20 protein-coding genes are annotated in these 18,518 nt (G+C 73.2%); 7 read left to right on the top strand and 13 right to left on the bottom strand.

What is annotated here, in order from left to right; genetic code table 11:
* Positions 1–62 precede the first annotated feature (62 nt).
* Positions 63–1,649: an acyl-CoA carboxylase subunit beta gene (locus ACFYYW_RS16050; protein WP_387649302.1), complete on the top strand. Its 1,587-nt coding sequence runs from the start codon at positions 63–65 to the stop codon at positions 1,647–1,649.
* Between the two features lie 9 nt (positions 1,650–1,658).
* Here the strand turns inward: ACFYYW_RS16050 and ACFYYW_RS16045 are convergent, their stop codons facing one another.
* A complete protein-coding gene (locus tag ACFYYW_RS16045; protein ID WP_387649299.1) occupies positions 1,659–3,101 on the bottom strand; it encodes an MFS transporter in 1,443 nt (480 codons plus the stop codon).
* Between the two features lie 369 nt (positions 3,102–3,470).
* On the opposite strand from ACFYYW_RS16045, the gene ACFYYW_RS16040 reads away from it, so the two are divergent.
* Genes ACFYYW_RS16040 through ACFYYW_RS16030 form a run of 3 tightly spaced genes read left to right on the top strand, consistent with a single transcriptional unit; the run spans position 3,471 to position 5,316 of the window.
* Positions 3,471–3,806, top strand: coding sequence for a hypothetical protein (locus ACFYYW_RS16040; protein ID WP_352329776.1), 336 nt, complete (start codon positions 3,471–3,473; stop codon positions 3,804–3,806).
* Positions 3,803–4,573: a 4'-phosphopantetheinyl transferase superfamily protein gene (locus ACFYYW_RS16035; RefSeq protein WP_352329774.1), complete on the top strand. Its 771-nt coding sequence runs from the start codon at positions 3,803–3,805 to the stop codon at positions 4,571–4,573. The genes ACFYYW_RS16040 and ACFYYW_RS16035 overlap by 4 nt, the downstream gene beginning before the upstream one ends.
* Positions 4,574–4,590: 17 nt before the next feature.
* On the top strand, positions 4,591–5,316 hold the full coding sequence (locus tag ACFYYW_RS16030; RefSeq protein ID WP_352329772.1) for an alpha/beta hydrolase: 726 nt from the start codon (positions 4,591–4,593) through the stop codon (positions 5,314–5,316).
* Here the strand turns inward: ACFYYW_RS16030 and ACFYYW_RS16025 are convergent.
* The 4 genes from ACFYYW_RS16025 to metK all read right to left on the bottom strand — a co-directional run bounded on the left by ACFYYW_RS16025 (position 5,260) and on the right by metK (position 8,489).
* Positions 5,260–5,802, bottom strand: a complete 543-nt coding sequence (locus ACFYYW_RS16025) for a hypothetical protein (RefSeq protein ID WP_387649294.1) — start codon at positions 5,800–5,802, stop codon at positions 5,260–5,262. The two genes, ACFYYW_RS16030 and ACFYYW_RS16025, sit on opposite strands and share 57 nt — an antisense overlap.
* Positions 5,799–6,356: a hypothetical protein gene (locus tag ACFYYW_RS16020; RefSeq protein ID WP_364392097.1), complete on the bottom strand. Its 558-nt coding sequence runs from the start codon at positions 6,354–6,356 to the stop codon at positions 5,799–5,801. The genes ACFYYW_RS16025 and ACFYYW_RS16020 overlap by 4 nt, the downstream gene beginning before the upstream one ends.
* Positions 6,357–6,501: 145 nt before the next feature.
* The gene (locus tag ACFYYW_RS16015) at positions 6,502–7,149 is read right to left on the bottom strand and encodes an isochorismatase family protein (protein WP_352329767.1); all 648 of its coding nucleotides are present in this window, start codon (positions 7,147–7,149) and stop codon (positions 6,502–6,504) included.
* Positions 7,150–7,301: 152 nt separating this feature from the next.
* Positions 7,302–8,489 carry a methionine adenosyltransferase gene (gene metK, locus ACFYYW_RS16010; RefSeq protein WP_364420250.1) on the bottom strand — a complete coding sequence of 396 codons (1,188 nt, stop codon included), beginning with the start codon at positions 8,487–8,489 and terminating at the stop codon, positions 7,302–7,304.
* A gap of 405 nt (positions 8,490–8,894) precedes the next feature.
* Here metK and ACFYYW_RS16005 point away from each other — a divergent pair, with 405 nt between their 5' ends.
* Positions 8,895–9,713, top strand: coding sequence for an S-methyl-5'-thioadenosine phosphorylase (locus tag ACFYYW_RS16005; RefSeq protein WP_387649290.1), 819 nt, complete (start codon positions 8,895–8,897; stop codon positions 9,711–9,713).
* A gap of 61 nt (positions 9,714–9,774) precedes the next feature.
* On the opposite strand, the gene ACFYYW_RS16000 is transcribed toward ACFYYW_RS16005, so the two are convergent.
* The 3 genes from ACFYYW_RS16000 to ACFYYW_RS15990 all read right to left on the bottom strand — a co-directional run bounded on the left by ACFYYW_RS16000 (position 9,775) and on the right by ACFYYW_RS15990 (position 11,512).
* The gene (locus tag ACFYYW_RS16000) at positions 9,775–10,038 is read right to left on the bottom strand and encodes an acyl carrier protein (RefSeq protein WP_387649287.1); all 264 of its coding nucleotides are present in this window, start codon (positions 10,036–10,038) and stop codon (positions 9,775–9,777) included.
* Entirely contained in the window at positions 10,035–10,334 is a 300-nt protein-coding gene (locus ACFYYW_RS15995; protein WP_387649285.1) for a phosphopantetheine-binding protein, read from the bottom strand. Before ACFYYW_RS15995 ends, ACFYYW_RS16000 begins: the two co-directional genes overlap by 4 nt.
* 197 nt (positions 10,335–10,531) lie before the next feature.
* Positions 10,532–11,512 (bottom strand): prephenate dehydrogenase/arogenate dehydrogenase family protein, encoded by a 981-nt coding sequence (locus ACFYYW_RS15990; protein WP_387649282.1) that lies wholly within the window; start codon positions 11,510–11,512, stop codon positions 10,532–10,534.
* A 157-nt stretch (positions 11,513–11,669) separates the two neighbouring features.
* Here ACFYYW_RS15990 and ACFYYW_RS15985 point away from each other — a divergent pair, with 157 nt between their 5' ends.
* On the top strand, positions 11,670–12,545 hold the full coding sequence (locus ACFYYW_RS15985) for an alpha/beta hydrolase family protein (RefSeq protein WP_387649279.1): 876 nt from the start codon (positions 11,670–11,672) through the stop codon (positions 12,543–12,545).
* Here the strand turns inward: ACFYYW_RS15985 and ACFYYW_RS15980 are convergent.
* From ACFYYW_RS15980 to ACFYYW_RS15965, 4 genes are all read right to left on the bottom strand, one after another.
* The gene (locus ACFYYW_RS15980) at positions 12,526–13,119 is read right to left on the bottom strand and encodes a TetR/AcrR family transcriptional regulator (protein WP_387649276.1); all 594 of its coding nucleotides are present in this window, start codon (positions 13,117–13,119) and stop codon (positions 12,526–12,528) included. The genes ACFYYW_RS15985 and ACFYYW_RS15980 overlap by 20 nt on opposite strands.
* 137 nt (positions 13,120–13,256) lie before the next feature.
* A complete protein-coding gene (locus tag ACFYYW_RS15975; RefSeq protein WP_387649273.1) occupies positions 13,257–14,381 on the bottom strand; it encodes an NAD(P)/FAD-dependent oxidoreductase in 1,125 nt (374 codons plus the stop codon).
* Positions 14,382–14,430: 49 nt separating this feature from the next.
* Positions 14,431–15,054: a hypothetical protein gene (locus tag ACFYYW_RS15970; protein WP_387649270.1), complete on the bottom strand. Its 624-nt coding sequence runs from the start codon at positions 15,052–15,054 to the stop codon at positions 14,431–14,433.
* Positions 15,051–15,938 carry a helix-turn-helix transcriptional regulator gene (locus tag ACFYYW_RS15965; protein ID WP_387649267.1) on the bottom strand — a complete coding sequence of 296 codons (888 nt, stop codon included), beginning with the start codon at positions 15,936–15,938 and terminating at the stop codon, positions 15,051–15,053. The genes ACFYYW_RS15970 and ACFYYW_RS15965 overlap by 4 nt, the downstream gene beginning before the upstream one ends.
* An 84-nt stretch (positions 15,939–16,022) precedes the next feature.
* Here ACFYYW_RS15965 and ACFYYW_RS15960 point away from each other — a divergent pair, with 84 nt between their 5' ends.
* A complete protein-coding gene (locus ACFYYW_RS15960; RefSeq protein WP_387649264.1) occupies positions 16,023–17,477 on the top strand; it encodes an MFS transporter in 1,455 nt (484 codons plus the stop codon).
* A 37-nt stretch (positions 17,478–17,514) separates the two neighbouring features.
* Here ACFYYW_RS15960 and ACFYYW_RS15955 read toward each other — a convergent pair whose 3' ends face one another.
* Positions 17,515–18,447, bottom strand: a complete 933-nt coding sequence (locus ACFYYW_RS15955) for a LysR family transcriptional regulator (protein WP_387649261.1) — start codon at positions 18,445–18,447, stop codon at positions 17,515–17,517.
* Positions 18,448–18,518 lie beyond the last annotated feature (71 nt).

Raw genomic sequence — 18,518 nt, 5'->3', positions numbered from 1 at the left:
GGTGACATGAAACGGCCATCGATCCTTAACTGGACATACCGGAAGAGTCCGAGGAGGAAACGATGACCATCTCCCCCGAGGTCCTCCAGGAAGCCCCGCCGTCGGCCATGGACCGCCTGCGCGAGGAGCTGGCCGGCGCGCGTGCGGACATCGCGCGCGGCCGCCCGCAGGCCGTGGAGCGGCAGCATGCGCTGGGCAAGCGCACCGCGCGCGAACGGCTCGACCTGCTGCTGGACGAGGGCTCGTTCCTGGAGATCGAGATGTTCCGGCGGCATCGGGCCCAGGGGCTCGGCATGGAGGCCCAGCGGCCGCACACCGACGGGGTCGTGGCCGGATCGGGCACCATCGACGGCCGCCGCGTCTTCGTCTACGCGCAGGACTTCACCGTCTTCGGCGGCTCGCTCGGCGAGGCGCACGCCCAGAAGATCCACAAGGTGATGGACCTGGCGTTGTCCAGCGGGTCGCCGTTCATCGGGCTCAACGACAGCGGCGGGGCCCGCATCCAGGAGGGCGTGTTGTCGCTCAACGGCTACGGCGGCATCTTCCAGCGCAACGTGCAGGCGTCGGGGGTGATCCCGCAGATCGCCGTCGTGCTCGGCCCGTGCGCGGGCGGCGCCGCCTACTCGACGGCGCTGGCCGACTTCACGTTCATGGTCCGCGACACCGCCCAGCTCTACCTGACCGGCCCGGACGTGGTCGAGGCGGTCACCGGCGAGCGCATCACGCACGCCGAGCTGGGCGGCGCGCAGGTGCACGCCAGCCGGTCCGGGCTGGCCACGTTCGTGCACGACGACGAGGAGAGCTGCCTGGCCGCCGTGCGCGACCTGGTCTCGATGTTGCCGAGCAACAACATGAGCCGCCCGCCGGCGCTGCCCGCGCGGGCCGCGGCCGGCGACGCCCGGCCCCGGCTGGCCGAGATCGTGCCGGTGGAGCCGACCAAGCCGTACGACATGCGGCTGGTGATCGCCGAGGTGGTGGACGACGGCGACTTCCTCGAACTGCACCAGAGCTGGGCGCCCAACGTGATCTGCGCGCTGGCCCGGATCGACGGCCAGGTGGTCGGCGTGGTGGGCAACCAGCCGACCGTGCTGGCCGGCGTGCTGGACGTGTCGGCCGCGGAGAAGGCGGCCAGGTTCGTCCGGTTCTGCGATGCCTTCTCCATCCCCCTGGTCACGCTCGTGGACGTGCCCGGCTTCCTGCCCGGCAAGGAGCAGGAGCACTCGGGCGTCATCCGGCACGGCGCCAAGCTGCTGTACGCCTACTGCGAGGCGACCGTGCCGCGCGTCCAGGTCATCGTCAGGAAGGCCTACGGCGGGGCGTACATCGTGATGGACTCCCGGTCGATCGGCACCGACCTGTCGCTGGCCTGGCCGACCAACGAGATCGCGGTGATGGGCGCCGAGGGGGCGGTCAACATCATCCACCGCAAGGAGCTGGCCGCCGCGGCCGACCCCGCCGCCCGGCGGGCGGAGCTGCTGGAGCAGTACACCCGCGAGCTGGTCCATCCGGCGTACACGGCCGAGCGCGGCCTGGTCGACGCCGTGATCGACCCGGTGGAGACGAGGTCGGCGGTGGCGCGCGGGCTGGCCATGCTGCGCGACAAGCGCAAGCACGTGGCGCCGCGCAAACACGGCAACCTTCCGCTGTAGGGCCTTCCGTCAGCTTCCCTGCTCGGCGCAGGGCACGGCCGCGGCCGTCCGGGCGCGCCGGCCGGGGAGCCTGAGCGCGGCCAGGACGCCCGTCAGCATGACGGCGCCGAGGACGAGGACCGCCGCGCGCATCCCCTGCGCGGAGGCGTCGCGCAGGGCCTGCCCGGCCAGCCCTTCGATGCCCTGGTTGGCGACGGCCACCAGGACCGCCAGGCCCGCCGCGGTGCCCACCTGGAGCGCGGTGGAGGCCACCCCGGAGGCCAGGCCCTGTTCGTCCGCCGGGACGCCGGTGCCGGCCGCGATCCACATGGCCTCGTACGTGATGCCCATGCCCAGGCCGATGACGACGATCCCGGGCAGGACAGTGTGGAGGGATCCGTCCCCCTGCATGCCGGGGGCCAGGAGCACGGCGCCCACGGCGTTGACGAGGATGCCGGCGATCAGCGTGCCGCGGGTGCCGAGCCGGTGGACGAGCCGTTCGCTGAGGAAGTTGCCGGCCGTGATCGACAGGGTCGGGGCGAGGAAGGCCAGGCCGGTCTCCAACGCGTTGAAGCCGAGGACGTCCTGGAGGTACAGGGTCAGGAAGTACGGCACGGCCTGCATCGTCAGGCCGAAGACGAGGATGACCACGACCGCGCCGCTGAGCGCGCGGTTGCGGAACAGCCGCAGCGGCATCAGCGGCCTCCGGCCGCGGGCCTGGAGACGCAGGAACACCGCCACCAGGACCGCCGCGAGCACGGCCGCCGCGACCACCTCGGCCCGCGCCCAGCCCGCCTCCGAGCCGTGCGCGATCGCGAAGATCAGCAGCGTGACGCCGGCGGTGCCGGTCAGCGTGCCGGGCACGTCCACGCTGCCCCGGGTGGCGCGGCCGTCGGGAGGCAGCAGGGCGAAGGCGGCGACGGCGCCCACGACGGTCAGCGGCACGTTGACGTAGAACACGGCCTGCCAGCCCAGGGCCTGGGTGAGCACCCCGCCGGCCAGCGCGCCCGCCGTGAGCCCGCCGGCGCCCGCCATGGCCCAGACCGTCAGCGCGCGGTTGCGCTCCCTGCCCTCGGCGAAGGCGGTGTTGACCAGCGCCAGCACCGCGGGGAAGAGCACCGCGCCGGCCAGGCCCTGCACGGCGCGCGCGGCGAGCAGCACCGCCGGCGCCGTGGCCAGGCCGCCCAGCACGGAGGCCACGCCGTACAGCGCCATGCCGAGCACGAACATCCGCCGGCGTCCGGCCAGGTCGGACAGGCGCCCGCCGAACAGCAGGAAACCGCCGTAGAGGACGGCGTACGCGGTGACCACCCATTGCAGGGTGTGCGCGGTGAAACCGACATCGGACGCGATGTCCGGCAGGGCCACATAGATGATGGTGAAGTCGAGACTGATGATCAGATGGCCCAGCGCGAGCAGCGCGAGGCTCCACCCCGGCCGCCGGATGCGGTCCGGGGAGCGGGTGATGGACATGGATGTGCCTTTCGTCCGTACGGGTTCCGGTGGCCTGATGGCTGCACCGGAACCGGCGGACATTTGTTGGCACACCCCCTGAGGGCACTGGGGTGGGCGGCGCCCGGGCTCGGGCCGTCCGGTCCGGTCATCGCCCCTCCCCCACGTGTTCCGCGTCGTCTCCGGGACGACTATGCCGTCCGCCGCGGCCCGCGGGATCGGCCGTCCGGTCGCCGTGACCCGGGACCTTGGACCTAGGACCAGGGGCGGGCCCGGTGACAACATGCGGCGGCGGCCTGCAGCTTCCTGACGTCGCCATCCCTGGATCGCGCCCTCCCCGGATCCCACAGTGGAGGTACGAGAGACAGACCTCCGGCAGACGAGATGGAGATGAGACCCCATGTTCGCCCCTTCACGCCGCACGGCGACGAGGAAGCCATGCTGATCCAGGTGACGATGCGCCAGGTGCGCGGGATGCCGTTCCTCGGCTCCCCGATCGACGGGATCCGCATCATGGCGCTCCTGCCGGGCCACTGGCACAAGGACCTCACCCAGGCCGGCGGGGACATCGTCATCCGGATGCGCGTGGACGAGCCCCTGACCAGCGCGCAGGTGCGCGCCGAGGTGACGCAGACCCTCGCCAACCCCGAGGTGGACCGGTGGGAGCTGGTGGCCTGCCGCGTCCTGTCCCACAGCAGCACAGCCGCAAGGGAGGAAGACCAGTGATCGCATCTGTGGTGGCGCCAGGAGAGTGCCAGGTCTGGTGGGCCGGCCCGCGCGACCATCCGGAGGGGACCCTGCTGTCGGTGCTCAGCGAGCCCGAGCTGGAACGGGCTGCGCGGTTCCGCCGCGAGGCCGACCGCAGGCGCTTCCTGACCGGCTCGTGGCTGCTGCGCACCGCGAGCGCCGTGCAGCTCGGCGTCCGTCCCGAGGACGTCGTGGTGGACCGGTCGTGCCCCGACTGCACCCGGTACCACGGCAAGCCGCAGGTCCGGGCGCCCGGCTTCCCGCTGCACGTGTCGGTCTCGCACTCCGAGGACCGGGTCGCGGTGGCCGTGACGACCGAGGGGCCGCTCGGGGTGGACGTCGAGGCCGTGCCCGCCGACCCGGTGGACGACCTGGCCCGCTGCGCGCTCACCGAGGCCGAGCTGGCCGTCCTGGAGGCGTTCCCCCAGGAGGACAGGTACGAGGCGTTCGCGAAGGTCTGGGTGCGCAAGGAGGCGGCGCTCAAGGCCACCGGGCACGGCCTGCGGGTGCCTCCGACGGAGGTGGCGGTCAGCGGGCCGGCCGACGACCCGGCCCTGCTGAGCTGGCCGCTGGACATCCCGCCGGAGAGCCTGCGGTTCCGCGTCCTGTCGCCGGGCCGCGGCTACGTCGCCGCGGTCGCGGTGATCACCGGCCGTCCGGTCGAGGCGGTGGAGTTCCACCTGCCCGCCGCGCGGGCAGACTTCGCTCGGGGCCCCCTGCCGGGGCCGCTGGCCGGCGTCGCGTGACGAGGAGGACGATCCAGATGCGAAGGACCTTCCTCCTCCTGCCGGGCTCCTGGTCGGGCGCGTGGATCTGGGAGCCCGTCGTCCGGCGGCTGCGCCTGCTCGGGCACGACGCCCGCGCCGTCACCCTGCGCGGCCTGTCCGGGCCGCGCGACGACGTCGCAGGCGTCGGCCTGCACACGCACGTCGACGAGGTGCTGACCCTGATGAAGAACGAGGGGCTGCGCGACGTCGTTCTCGTCGGGCACAGCTACTCGGGGCTGGTGGCCGGTCAGGTCGCCGACCGGGCGCCGGGCCGCGTCGCCCACACCGTCTACGTCGAGGCGTTCCTGCCGCACGACGGCCGTTCGATGCTGCACGCCTTCCCCGACCGGCAGCGGGAGCAGGAGCTGCGCCTGATCGAGGCGGGCGGGGGCCGCTGGCCCGCCCCCGACCACACCCTGCTGGCCGAGGGACAGGGCCTCACGGCGGCGCAGGCGCGCTGGCTGGCCGCCCGGTTCGTCGGCCACCCCGGCCGCGCCGTGGCCGAGGCCGCCGTGCTCAGCACGCCGCTGGAGCGGCAGCGGGCCAGCTACGTGGTGTGCGCCCTGGACCACTTCCAGGGCAGCCTGTCGCCCGACGTGTCCGCGCTGCGCGCGGCGCCGTCCTGGGACTTCCACACCCTGGACACCGGCTGCTGGCCGATGGTCTCAGCGCCCGGCCCGCTCAGCGCTCTGCTGTCCGACGCCGTCGCCGGCCGCCGTTGAGCGGCCGGCGGCCTCCGGGCCCGGTGCCGGCCCGGGCCGCGAGGACGCGGGCAGCAGCCGCCGCAGCGAGCCGGCGTGCAGGAACCACAGCAGGCCCAGCGCCACGGCCAGCAGCAGGGCGCTGAAGACCCACTCGTTCGACCCGTCCGGCCCGTAGACGCGGCCGCCGGAGCCGATGTCCACCGCGCGGACCGGCTGCCCGGCCCGGTGGGTGTAGCGGTCGCTGCCGTACATCTCGACGCCCGTGCGGCCGGTGGTGCCGTCGTCGGAGCGGAAGTCGCCCGTCCAGACGCAGGACTCGTGCCCCGGATGCGTGATGCAGGCCAGCGTGCGCGGCACGAACACCCCGGGCACGCCGTCGGCGCGGGCGGCGCGCACGACCGTGCCGAGGTTCGGCACGGTCAGGAACAGCAGGAAGCCCGCCACCAGGCTGAGCGCGAAGGAGAAGGCCGGGGAGAGCCCGCGGCGCCCGGAGCGCGCCATCACGCGGGCGACACCGCGCAGGCGCAGCGCATCGCCGCCCGCTCGGACGGACGGGGGCTGCGGTGCAGGAGCATGGCCACCACCATGGGCACGAAGACCAGCCCGTTGTAGAACAGGTGCAGCTCCATGCGCGGGACGAGGAGCTGGATGATGCTCGTCGGCACCGGACGGCCCATCAGGTTGTTCCCGGTGAGCGCCTGCAGGAGCAGCAGCAGGTGCTCCAGGTGGTGCCAGACCTGGATGCCCAGCGAGATGTTCCACCACGTGCGCGACCTGCCGGTGAATCCCGAGCGCAGCATCACCAGGCCGATGAGCATCAGCAGCGCGTAGCCGTAGTGCATCCACTCGGAGCTGACCAGCCAGGGGAAGGGCATGCCGAGGACGCCGCGCGCCTCCTTCAGCGGCCAGCCCAGCACGTAGACCTGGATGGCCTGGGCGACGTGCTCGGCCCAGTGGGCGAGCACGACGACCAGGTAGAGGGTGAGGGCGGGCTTGTGGTAGCGGGTGTTGAGCGCGCTCAACAGGCCGCCGGACGTCGACACCGTGTGGGTGGCCATGCGGGAACCTCGGCTTCCGGGATCGTCGGTCACGCGTCGTCCCGGCACGGCGAGGTCGCCGGCGAATGGTCTTCGGTCCCCTTCGGTTGCGCCTGCTCCGGGAGATCGCGAGTTCAGTGTCCGCTGCGATCCCGGGCCTGACAACTCACAAATTGCGCGGCAGGCCGGCGAGCAGCTGCTTGGTCGTCAGGGTGACGCCGCAGCGGCCGGCGACGTAGCCGAGCGCCTGCCGGTGGTCGGCGGCGGTGAGGTCGGCGACGGCGTCGGCCACCACGTACGGCTGGATGTCGTGGGTGAAGGCGTCGAGCGCGGTGGTCAGGACGCCGATGTGGGCGTAGACGCCGGCGATGAGAAGCTGGTCGCGTCCCGACTCGCGCAGCCACCACAGCAGGGTGGTCTCGTGGAAGGCGCTGTAGCGCCGCCGGGTGAAGATCCAGTCGCCCGGTCCCGGCGCCATCGGCTCGGGGAAGCCGCGCCGGGCGGGCTCCAGCCGGTCGCTGCGCCGCCAGAAGTCCCTGGCCAGCCCCTGCTGCTCGCCGGTCAGCAGGCCCGGCTGCGCCGCGTAGGCGACGGGCACGCCGAGGCGCGCGCACAGCTCGCGCAGCGCCGTCACGTTGCGCACCAGGTCGGTGAGCGGCGCCTCGCCGGGCGGGAAGAGGTCGAGGCAGGCGTGCTGCAGGTCGACCAGCAGCAGCACGGCCCGGCGCGGGTCGGGCGTCCAGGTGACCGCGGCGGGCGGCAGCTCGGCGGCGTCCGGCATCGGGTAGGGCTCTATCTCGGAAACGACCGGCACGGCGACCTCCGAATTTCTCGCAGCTTTTTGAGGCTGATTCCATGATGTGCCGCCACGGCGTCCCCTGAAATGCCGGACGGCGGCAGGAAGCTGACTTCCCGCCGCCGTTTCCAGCCATTTTTCTTTTTCCGCGGAGCGCGCCGGGCCCATGGTCACAGCCCGGCCGCCGCCCGCAGTTCCTCCGTCCGGTTCACCCGCTCCCAGGTGAACTCCGCGCGGCCGAAATGCCCGTAGGCGGAGGTGCCCGCGTAGACGGGACGCAGCAGGTCCAGGTCCCGGATGATCGCGGCCGGCCGCAGGTCGAACACCTCGCGCACGGCGTCGTGGATGCGCTCCCGGGGCACCCGTTCGGTGCCGAAGCACTCCACGAACAGGCCCACCGGCCGCGCCTTGCCGATCGCGTACGCCACCTGCACCTCGCACCGCCCGGCCAGCCCCGCGGCCACCACGTTCTTGGCCACCCAGCGCATGGCGTAGGCGCCCGACCGGTCCACCTTGGAGGGGTCCTTGCCGGAGAAGGCGCCGCCGCCGTGCCGGGCCATGCCGCCGTACGTGTCGATGATGATCTTGCGTCCGGTCAGGCCCGCGTCGCCCATCGGGCCGCCGACCTCGAACCGGCCCGTCGGGTTGACCAGCAGCCGGTGGCCGGCGGTGTCGATGCCCGCCTCGGCCAGCACCGGCTCGACGACCTCGCGCGTGACGTCGGGGGTCAGCATGCCGGCCAGGTCGACGTGCGCGGCGTGCTGGGTGGACAGCACGACGGTGTCCAGGCGGACCGGCCGGTCGCCCTCGTACTCGACGGTGACCTGCGTCTTGCCGTCCGGCCGCAGGTACGGCACCGTCCCGGACCTGCGGACCTCGGCCAGCCGCCGGGCCAGCCGGTGGGCCAGCATGATCGGCAGCGGCATCAGCTCGGGCGTCTCCTCGCACGCGTAGCCGAACATCAGGCCCTGGTCGCCGGCGCCCTGCCGGTCCAGCTCGTCGGCGGCGGCCGCGCCGCGGTGCTCGTAGGCGTCGTCCACGCCGCGGGCGATGTCGGGCGACTGGGTGCCGATCGACACCGACACGCCGCAGGAGGCGCCGTCGAAGCCCTTCTGGGAGGCGTCGTAGCCGATCTGCAGGATCGTCTCCCTGACCAGGCCGGGGATGTCCACGTACGTCTGCGTGGTGACCTCGCCCGCGACGTGCACCATGCCCGTGGTGATCAGCGTCTCGACCGCGACCCGGCTGCCGGGGTCCTTGGCCAGCAGGGCGTCCAGGATGCCGTCGCTGATCCTGTCGGCGATCTTGTCGGGGTGGCCCTCGGTGACCGATTCGGAGGTGAACAAACGACGTGACACCGACGCCTCCTAGTAGGGCAGCCGGCGCCCGGCGGGCGTGCGCAGGTCGAGTGCGGTCACGGGGGTACGCGGTCTCTTCGGCCTCGGCACGCGAATCACTTTGGGCATGGAATGGCTCCACATCTCGGCGGCGGGAAAACTCGAATTTCCCGGACGCAGATCATCCAAGATTTCGCGTCGAGCATTCTTCTCCGATGACCTGCGCGACGAAGGTTCGCTCTCGAGAATAACCACGGCCGGGCGAGGCGGGTTCTTTCCCTGTGCGGCGTCGCGACCGGTCGGGCAATCCAGGAGATGCCCCGGACGCGCCGGGAGGCCACGATGCTCCTGATGCCCGGACGGCAATTCCCGCCGCGCGGATCACCTACGCCGGGTCCCGGCCGCACCGGCGACGAAAGGCTGATCATGAACGGAATCGGCGCGGAGATCGGGATCATCGGCGGCAGCGGGTTCTCCTCGGTCGCCGACGGCGCCCGGGAGGTCACGCTCACCACCCCGTACGGCGAGCCGTCGGCGCCGCTCTCGCTGGCCCGGATGCGCGGCCGCACGGTCGCCTTCCTGCCCCGGCACGGGCGCGACCACCGCCGGCCGCCGCACCGGATCAACTACCGGGCCAACCTGTGGGCGCTGCACTCGGTGGGCGTGCGCCAGATCCTCGCGCCGTCCGCGGTCGGCTCGCTCCGGCCCGAGCTCGGGCCGGGCGTGATGGTGGTGCCCGACCAGCTCGTGGACCGGACCTGCGGACGGGTCCGGACGTACTTCGACGACGCGGCGGTGCACGTGCCGTTCGCGGACCCGTACTGCCCAGTGGGCCGCGAGACGGTGCTCGACGCCGCGGCGGCGACCGGCCAGGACTGCGTGGACGGCGGCACGACGGTGGTGCTCGACGGCCCGCGCCTGTCCAGCCGGGCCGAGGCGCAGTGGTACGCCGCCCAGGGGTGGTCGCTGCTCGACATGACGGCCTGCCCGGAGGCGGCGCTCGCCCGCGAGCTGGCCCTGTGCTACGTGCCGGTCGCGCTGGTGACGGACCTGGACGCCGGGCTCGGCGTGGGCTCCGGCGCGCGGCGCGACGAGCTCTTCTCGATCCTTCACGAGGGGCTGGACCGGCTGCGGGCGCTGGTGCTGGCGACCGTGTCCCGGCTGCCGCGCACCCGTACGTGCGGGTGCGCGCGGGCCCTGGAGGACGCCGCCCTGCCCGCCGACGCCGACCACCTCCCCGCCTGAAGCGCTCTTGGAGCACGCGGAAACCCGGGTCCCCGCGGGAACCCGGGTGTGATCGCGGGGACTACACCGCCATCGGCACGTGCGCGTCCAGGGCGACGCGTTCGACCAGCGCCTCCAGGTTCGGGTCCGCGTCGAAGACGTCGCCGACGTCGATGGAGATGCCCAGCTCCTCCTTGATCCGCCCGACCAGCCGCGCCGCGGCCGAGAACTCCCCTTCCAGGTCGGAGAACGTCGCCGCCTCCAGACCCTCGGGCACGTCGAGCACCTCGTACCAGATGTCGCCGACCTTCTCGCGAAGCTCGGCGAGGCTGAGTCCGCCGGTCATGGGCCGTCCCCTCTCAAGATCTGCTGCTGATTGCCGCAACGGCGCCGCGGCGGCCGCATCTCCGCGGATGCCCTGGACCTGACCTGGCCGAGCAGCGCGTCGAGCGTCCCGTCGCACAGCAGGACGGCCGGTTCGACGGCCACCCCGAGCCGGTCCTCGATCCGGGCCGCCATCCGCAGCGCGGCCAGCGCCGTGCCGCCGAGCTCGCCGAAGGTGGCGCCGGCCTCGTCCGGGCCGACGCCGAGCACGGTGTTCCAGATGTCGGTGACGTGTCTGTCGACGTCCGCCGGGTCCACGTCTCGCGTCCTCCCGTGAGGCTCCTTTGGGGGGACCATAAGCCGCGGGGGGCGGCGGGCGCTTGTCCTCACGTGCGCACTCGGGACCGTTCGTCCGCACCTGCTCGCTCGTCCGCGCCCGCTCGCTCGTCCGCGCCTGCTCGTTCGTCCGCGCCCGCAGGGTCGCTCGCGTCCGCGCCCGCAGGTCGCTCGTGGGGTCAGGACGCGGCCCGTTCCGCCTCCCGCGTGCGCGACAGCGCCCGGACGATGCGCGCGTGCCCCTCGTTCCCCCTGGCCAGCACCTCGGCCACCGGGCCGTCGTCGGCGGCGCGCAGGGCGGCGGCGACGCGGCTCAGGTCGCGGGTCAGCTCGTCCAGCAGGTCGGCCACGGGGGTCGCGTTGTGCGCCAGGATGTCCCGCCACATGCCGGCGGGGCTGCCGGCCACCCGCGTCACGTCCCGCAACGCCCCGGCGGCCAGCGACAACCCACCCGCGTCCCGCTCCACCTCGTACCCCGTCCCCGTGCCCGTCCCCGTGCCCGTCTCCGTGCCCGTCTCCATGCCCGAGGCCGTGCCCGGGGCCGGGTCGGCGGGCCCGTCCTGGTCGCCGGTCGCGAACCGGGCGGCGAGCGCGGCCGACAGGACCAGCGGCAGGTGCGACACGGCCGCGGCGGCCCGGTCGTGGGCGTCCGGCGCGAGCAGCCGCACCTCGGCCCCGCACGCGGTCGCGAGGGCCGTCACCGTGCGCAACGCGCCCGGCGACAGCGCCGGATGGGGGCACAACGCCCACGTCCTGCCCTCGAACAGGCCCGCCCGCGCGGCCCCGGGTCCCGACACCTCCCGCCCTGCCATCGGATGGCCGGGCACGTAGCAGGACAGGTCGCAACCGCTGCGCTCGACCTCGGCGAGGATCCGCGTCTTGGCGCTGGCCACGTCCGTGTAGACCCTCCCCAGGCCGCGGGCCTGCGCCTCCCGCAGGACGGCGGCCACCGACGAGGGCGGCGTGGCTATCACGACGACGTCGGCCGGGCCGGCCCCGGCCCGCAGCGCGGTGCCCGCGCCCATCCGCGCGGCCTGCGCCAGCGCCCACGGATCATGGTCGGCCAGCTCGACCCGGACACCCGCCCGCCGCAGCGCGCACGCCACGGACGTGCCGATCAACCCACAGCCGATCACCACGACACGGCGGATTGGGGACATGGCCGAACCTCGCTTCCCTCGGACGTCACTCCCCCATGGTCGCGGCGCGCGGCGCCCGGCGGCGGTACGCGGCCCGTCTTCTTGCTGCCGCCCCACGGCACGTTCCTGCCAGCGCAACCCCAGGTCAAGCCCCTGGACGCGCTCCTACGATCACGACATGTCCTACCAAGACCTGCTGACCCGCCCGGTACGCCCGCCCGACCGCGTGCTGCACTACGGCGACCGCCACCCCGACCAGGTGATCGACGTCTACGAGGGAACCGGCCGCCCGCCCCTCGTCCTGCTGCACGGCGGCTACTGGATGGCCGAGTACGACCGGCGGCACGCCCGTCCCATGGCCGTCGCCCTGGCCGCGCTCGGCCACACGGTCTGGCTGCCCGAGTACCGCAGGGTGGGCCAGGAGGGCGGCGGCCACCCGGGCACGTTCGACGACGTGGCCGCCGCGCTGGACCTCGTACGGGCGCAGTGCCCGTCCGAGGTGCTGCTGGTGGGCCATTCGGCGGGCGGTCACCTCGCGCTCTGGTCGGCGCTGCGGCACCGGCTGCCGCCCGGCTCCCGCTGGCACGCCGAACCGGCGGTCCGCGGCGTGGTGGGGCTGGCCGCCGTCTGCGACCTGGGCGAGGCGTTCACGGCGGGGCTCGGCGGCGGCGCGGCCCGCGCCCTGCTCCACGACCGCGCCGACCTGCTGGACGAGGTGGACCCGGCGCGCCTGCTGCCCTACGACCAGGGCCCGCTGGTGCTCGTGCACGGGGTCAAGGACCGCGTACTGCCGGTGTCGATGAGCCGCCGGACGGCGGCGGCCGAGCCGTCGGCGGTGCTGATCGAGCCCTCGGACGCCGGCCACTTCAGCCTGATCGACCCCCTGTCGAGCACCTGGCCCCTGATCACCGCAGCCATCGAAGCTGCAGCCGGACGCAGCGCGGCCATAGAGCCCGCGGCCGGGCGCGGCGCGGCCGCGGAATCCGCGGCCGGACGCGGCGCGGTCATGGAATCCGGGGCAGAGCGCGGGGCGGTCAGGACGGTTCGGGGGTGAGCGCGCCGACGACCCGGGCGAGCAGGGCGGCCCACTCCTCCTCGTCGACGGCGTGCAGGTCGGGCGTGACCAGAGCGCTGCCCATGGACAGCAGCAGGCAGAAATGGGCCAGCGCGGCGGGCGACAGCGCCGGGTCCAGCTCGCCCCGGTCCTGGGCGAGGCGCGCCAGCGCGGCCATCGACCCGGCGCGCTCGCCGACGTAGTCGCGCATGGGCCGGGCGACGTCCTCGTCCCGGCGGGCGGCCACGAGGGCCTCGACGATGAGGTAGCCGCGGGCGTCGCGCCGCTGCGGCAGCCAGCGTCCGATCTCCAGCAGCAGGTCGGGGACGGGCCGGTCGGGGTCGGCGGCGAACAGGTCGGCCAGCCCCCGCCGCCCGTGCGCGCGCAGCGCCGCCACCAGCAGCTCGGCCTTGGAGCCGAAGTGCGCGTACAGGGCGCCGTTGCTCACCCCGGCGGCGGTGGCGATGTCGGCGACGCGGGTGCCGTCGTAGCCGCGCTCGGCGAACGCCTCCGCGGCGGCGCGCAACAACCGTTCACGAGTCTCGGCGGCGGTGACGCCGGCGATACGTCCCATGGCAGCATTAAACAGCCCGCCCACTCGGACAGCCGCAACGAGCCCGGTGCAGCGGATCAAGGAAACCCGGTGAGCCCGAACGAACGGCGCCTCTGGTGGGACCTCGAGACTCGTAGGCTGCGGCGGAGGCCGTATCGTCAACTTGGCGGGTTGTCATGGGAGAACCGTTCCGGGCGGAAGTCGGCGAGCGTCTCGTCCCGCCTCTCGCTGACGATCTCCGACGCGAGGAGCCGGCCGATCACCGGCCCGAGCGTGATGCCGCTGTGGGAGACGGCCTCGTAGTAGCCCGGCACGGACGGCACCGCTCCCACCGAGGGGTATCCGTCGCCCGGGATGGGCCGGTCGACCACCCGCGTCCCGACGATGCGGGAGTCCTCGAACCCGGGGACGACGTGCCGCGCCGACTCGTGGAGCAGCCGTTCGAGCGCCGCCGGATCTGCACCGGTGTCGATGAGCGCTTCGACCTCGCGGCTGTGGAGGACCACCGAAGCGCCTCCGTCGGGACGGATCGCGACGCGGGGCGCGTGCATGGCCCGGCGGATCGGCACCTGAGCACACTCGATCCGGGTGACGAGGCCGGGCTCCCGGCGCATCGGCAAGTGCCGCGCGACGAGCCCGGCGACGTGGGCGGCGCCGGGTCCCGCGGCGTTCACGACGACGTCGACGTCGAGACGACTGCCGTCGGACAGGACGACGGTCCGTACGCTCCCGTCGGCGGCGGTGCCGATGTCATGGACCGTGGTGCCGAACCGGTGCTCGGCGCCGGACGCGACGGCCTGGCCGACCAGGCGGCCGACGAGACGGCGTCCGTGCACCCAGGCTTCGTCGGGGAAGAACACGACCGGAACCTCGTCGGACACCGTGAGCGCGGGTTCGAGGTGGCGGCGCACCTCGGCTCCCGTGCGTACCTCGGCCCGGTAGCCCCAGCCGGCCAGCAGCCCGGCCGTTTCCAGGAGGCTCGCCTCCGCCGCGGGGTCGTCCGCCCAGCGCAGGTGACCGTCGGGGTGCCACCATGGGTCCGGCCCGATGATCTCGGCAAGCTCGCGGTACGCGGCCATGCTCGCGACGTTCAGGTCGAAGTAGGACCTGCTCGCGGTCTTGGCGCTGGCGTTGACCCACGAGAACGACCAGTCGGTGACCCCTTCACCCGGCCGGCCCGCGTCGAGGAAGACCACCTTGACGCCGTGCCGTGCCAGATTCCAGCCCACACAGGCTCCGAGAACACCCACCCCGATGACGGCAACACATCCAGGCCGCTCCACGACCCGATTCTCTCACAGACACTAGTTCCCGGTCGCTTATGGAGTCAGGCTAGCGGCCCTCCACCGTGATGGCGGCCTCAAGGTGCCGGGCCACGGTCAGCAGGTCCTGGGTGCGGGAGTACTCGAGCTGGTCGTCGCGGGAGCGTGCCGGCCGGAGGCGAGCGGTGAGCTGGTCGATGCAGTCGGCCAGCAGTCGACGCTGCTCGGGCGGGAGATGACCGCCCGTGGCGAGGCACGTCCGCACGCATTCACCAAGGAGCTGTGAAGGCTTGTCATCATCGACGATCAGGACCGCGAGCCGTCGCTGGTGCCAGAAGGACACAGCGTGGAGGGCCGCTTCTCGGCGCGCGCCGTACCAACAGGCCGGGGTGTAGGGGTTGACGTCGCCGGGGCGGGGGCTGCGCCGGCCCCGCCGCTTGGCCTCGCGTCGAGCGATCGCGTAGGCCAGCTTCTCCGCCTGCCAGGCTGAACGGCTGGCTTCCAGCACGGCCAAGGCTCGCAGAAGTGCGGACTCATCGGTGCGGAACGGCCCAGCCTTGGCTCGCAGGAAGCTCAAGGTCGCCTCGAAGCCGATCGGACGGTAGAGCTGCACGCAGGAGCGAAGCGCGGATACCCGTCGCTGGTGGGGCAAGGCTGTGTCGCGCGCCTTGCGAGCGAAGTTCCCGAAGCTCATCCGGCCGCGCTCCCTCCGTCGCCGATGCGCCCGTCTCCTGTCACGGCCGCCGGGCAGACGGGCGCCGTGACGGAGCGCAGCCAGGCGAGCTTGTCGGCGGTGTCGGTGCAGGGCAGCGGATTGTACAGCACCAGGGTCAGGTCGGGTCTGGCGGGCAGTCTCATCTGGCTGCTCTCGAAGGTCAGCGTGCCCACGACGGGATGGTCGACCTCATTGACCCAGATCCCTGCCGCCTGCACGTCCTGTCGCGCCCACAACCGGGCGAACTCGGGACTGGACGCCCCCAGCGCGCGGACCACGTCGTGGATGTCGTGATCGCAGGGCTGCTCAGCCGCCGCGGCGCGGAAGGCCGCCACCACGGTCGGCGCCAGGTCCTGCCAGGCCCGCTCCCGGCGTCGGTACCGAGGGTCGTGGAAGAAGCCCACCAGGCAGTTGCGCTCGGCCTGCGCCATGTCCAGCGCGAGCGTGGCCGACTCGTTCCAGGCCACGTGGTTCCAGGAGGCGTCCAGCATGGTCGCCGGCTTGGGGTCCCAGGCTTCGATCAGTCGTTGCAGTCCCTCGCAGTAGGCGTGCGGGTGTCCGGCCGGAGGCGGCGGATTGAGCCCGGCCAGCGTGTACAGGTGCCGTCGTTCGACCTCGTCCAGTTGCAGGACCCGGGCCACGGCGTCCAGCACCTGCGCGGAGACGTTGATGTCGCGCCCCTGCTCCAGCCACTGGTACCAACCCGGGCTCACCCCGGCCAGCACCGCGACCTCCTCACGGCGCAGCCCCGGCGTGCGCCGGCGCCCGCCGGCCGGCAGCCCGGCGGCGGCCGGGCTGACGCGGGCCCGTCTGCTCATCAGGAAGTCACGCAGGTCCCGGCGACGTTCCTCTCCCTGCCTCACCGCGCACCGCTTCGACTGGTGGTGCCACCACCGGTGTCACCACGCTCTCCCCGCGCAGACCGGTGATGGCCGAGCGTGGACGCCATGACGATCGACCCCTCGTCCAGGGACGCCGAGGCCGGTGCCGGAACCTCCGCCGGGGAGCACGGCGCTCGGTTCACCACGCGTGCCAAACTCATTCTTGCCATCCTGTGTGCCGCGCAGTTCATCATTTCGTTGGATTTTTCGATTCTAAATGTGGCCTTGCCCGATCTCGGCAGGGAACTCGGGATGGACCAGGCCGACCTGCAATGGGCGATCACCGCCTTCGCGCTGCCCTCCGGCGGCTGCCTGTTGCTGTTCGGCCGCATGGCGGACCTGTACGGCAGGCGCAGGCTCTTCCTGGGCGGCGTCCTGCTGTTCACCGCGGCCTCCGTGCTGGCCGCCCTCGCGTGGAGCCCGGGGGTGTTCGTCGCGGGGCGGGTCCTGCAGGGGCTGGGGGCCGCCGCCGTCATTCCCACCGGCATGTCGCTGCTGACGACGACCTTCGCCGAAGGGCCGCAGCGCAACCGGGCGCTCGGCGTCAGCGGGTCGGTGCTCTCACTCGGATTCACCGTCGGGATGCTGGTCGGCGGCACCATGACGGACACGCTGGGCTGGCGTTCGACGATGGCGCTGCTGGCCGTCGCGGGCGGCGTCCTCGCCGTGGCGGCGCCCGGACTGCTGACCGAGAGCCGGGGCGCCCGCTCTCCCCGGCTGGATCTGCCCGGAGCCGCCACCGTCAGCGGCGGCCTGGTCTGCCTCATCTATGCCCTGTCGGCGGCGGGCGCGGTGAAGGTCGCGGCCATGGCGGCGGCCGTGCTGTTGCTGGGCGGGTTCGTGGTCATCGAGTCGCGAGCCGCGCAGCCGCTGGTCTCGCTGACGATGTTGCGCAGGCCCACGGTCGCCCTCGGCAGCCTGGGCGGCCTGATCACCTTCTCCATGATGAGCTCGTTCATCTTCCTGCTGACTCTCTACCTGCAGGACGTCGTGGCGCTGTCACCCCTGTGGACAGGTCTGTTCTTCGGCGGCCAGGGCGTCGTCCTGGCCGTGACGGGCATGGTCTCCTCCTCGGTGATCCGGGTGCTGGGCGCGGGGCGGACGCTGGTCGCGGGGCTGGCCGTGCAGGGCGTCTGCACCGCCGCGATGACCGTGACCGAGGGCGCCTGGCCGGCCTTGGCCGTGATCTGCCTGGCCTCCGTGGGCCACATGTCGGTCGTGGTCTCCTACGGCGTCACCGTGACGTCCGGGCTTCCCGACACGGCTCAGGGGCTCGCGACCGGGCTGGTGACGAGCGCCCAGCAGATCGGCATCACCGTCGGCACCCCGATCCTCAGCGCCATCTGCATGGCTCAGGTGTCCGCGCTCCAGGCCGCCGGTCAGGCTGCGGCCCCGGCTCTGCTGAGCGGTGTCCGGCTGGCCGCCGCCGTGGACGCCGGCGTGGTGCTGGCCGTCTCGCTCCTGATCGGGTACGCCCTGCTCCGCACCGCCTCTCGCCGGCCACGAGACACGCACCCGTGAACGGCCGGTCAGCAGCCCGCGGAGGCGCCGGGCGACCCTACGGGAGGGCGCGGTCGGCGTCGGGGATCCAGTGCCGTCCGTCCGACGGGTCCGGCGGGCTCACGCGCGGGAGCCGGCCGAGCAGCGTACGGAGCAGCGGGTGCGGGTTGCGGCGGTGCCAGACCACCCACCACGGCAGGAGGGGGATCGGGTCCACGATGGGGATGCGGCGCAGCCCGCTCCCCGTCGCGTCGATGCTCCACTCCCCCAGGCCGACGGCGCTCTTCTCGCGCAGGAACTGCTGGACCAGGTGCCCCTGGCCGATGGCGGGCTCGGTGAAGCGCAGGGGCACGCCGAGGCGGTCGGCGAGGCGTCTCAGGTAGGCGCGCCATTCGGCGGCGCCCGCCGGGTCGGGCATCGCGATGCCGCCCGCCCGCAGGTCGGCGGGCCGCAGCTCGCTCAGGTGCGCGAGCGTGTGATCCTCCGGGACGAACGCGGCCAGGGGCTCCAGGTGGACCAGCCGCTGGGACAGCTCCTCCGGCCACGGGAGGTCGCGCGCCCGTCCGAAGGCCGCGTCGATCTCCTGGCGGCGCAGCGCCGGCAGCGCGACCGCGAGCCCCTGCCGCATGCTCACCTCCACGCGCAGCCGCGGGTCGCGCTCGCTGGCCTCCCTGACCATGCGCAGGGGCGTGAAGCGCTCGTCGTAGACGTCCACGCGGACGGGGCTGTCCACCACGCGGACCGCCCCCACCGCCTCGTCGAACGCCGCCACCGCCGCCACGGCCAGAGGCAGGAACCGCCTTCCGGCGGCGGTCAGCTCGATGGACCGGGTGGTCCGTTCGAACAGCGGCGTGCCAAGGGCGTCCTCCAGCCTGCGGACGCGTTTCGACAACGCCTGCTGGGTGATGAACATGCGCGCGGCGGCCCTGCCGAAGTGCAGTTCTTCGGCGGTCGCGATGAAGGCGCGTACGCCGGAGACGTCTGCTTCCACGCCCAGACCCTGCACCGACAACCATCGGTTGTCAATCCGTGGCGCCATGGCTGTTGGACAGCGCCATCGGC

It is taken from the genome of Nonomuraea sp. NPDC001831 (assembly GCF_042892035.1).
In the GTDB taxonomy this organism is placed as follows: Bacteria; Actinomycetota; Actinomycetes; order Streptosporangiales; family Streptosporangiaceae; genus Nonomuraea.
The sequence above is the reverse complement of the archived record's forward strand: the minus strand, read 5'-3'. Positions and strand labels throughout refer to the sequence as shown.

What these genes read in the sequence shown, in the direction of transcription:
- ACFYYW_RS15970 (WP_387649270.1), bottom strand. Translation starts at nt 15,054, where the DNA reads ATGAGCTTCGGGAACTTCGCTCGCAAGGCGCGCGACACAGCCTTGCCC.
- ACFYYW_RS16020 (WP_364392097.1), bottom strand. Translation starts at nt 6,356, where the DNA reads ATGGCCACCCACACGGTGTCGACGTCCGGCGGCCTGTTGAGCGCGCTC.
- ACFYYW_RS16040 (WP_352329776.1), top strand. Translation starts at nt 3,471, where the DNA reads ATGAGACCCCATGTTCGCCCCTTCACGCCGCACGGCGACGAGGAAGCC.
- ACFYYW_RS15960 (WP_387649264.1), top strand. Translation starts at nt 16,023, where the DNA reads ATGACGATCGACCCCTCGTCCAGGGACGCCGAGGCCGGTGCCGGAACC.
- ACFYYW_RS15980 (WP_387649276.1), bottom strand. Translation starts at nt 13,119, where the DNA reads ATGGGACGTATCGCCGGCGTCACCGCCGCCGAGACTCGTGAACGGTTG.
- ACFYYW_RS16000 (WP_387649287.1), bottom strand. Translation starts at nt 10,038, where the DNA reads ATGACCGGCGGACTCAGCCTCGCCGAGCTTCGCGAGAAGGTCGGCGAC.
- ACFYYW_RS16045 (WP_387649299.1), bottom strand. Translation starts at nt 3,101, where the DNA reads ATGTCCATCACCCGCTCCCCGGACCGCATCCGGCGGCCGGGGTGGAGC.
- ACFYYW_RS16050 (WP_387649302.1), top strand. Translation starts at nt 63, where the DNA reads ATGACCATCTCCCCCGAGGTCCTCCAGGAAGCCCCGCCGTCGGCCATG.
- ACFYYW_RS16030 (WP_352329772.1), top strand. Translation starts at nt 4,591, where the DNA reads ATGCGAAGGACCTTCCTCCTCCTGCCGGGCTCCTGGTCGGGCGCGTGG.
- ACFYYW_RS15985 (WP_387649279.1), top strand. Translation starts at nt 11,670, where the DNA reads ATGTCCTACCAAGACCTGCTGACCCGCCCGGTACGCCCGCCCGACCGC.
- ACFYYW_RS16005 (WP_387649290.1), top strand. Translation starts at nt 8,895, where the DNA reads ATGAACGGAATCGGCGCGGAGATCGGGATCATCGGCGGCAGCGGGTTC.
- ACFYYW_RS15990 (WP_387649282.1), bottom strand. Translation starts at nt 11,512, where the DNA reads ATGTCCCCAATCCGCCGTGTCGTGGTGATCGGCTGTGGGTTGATCGGC.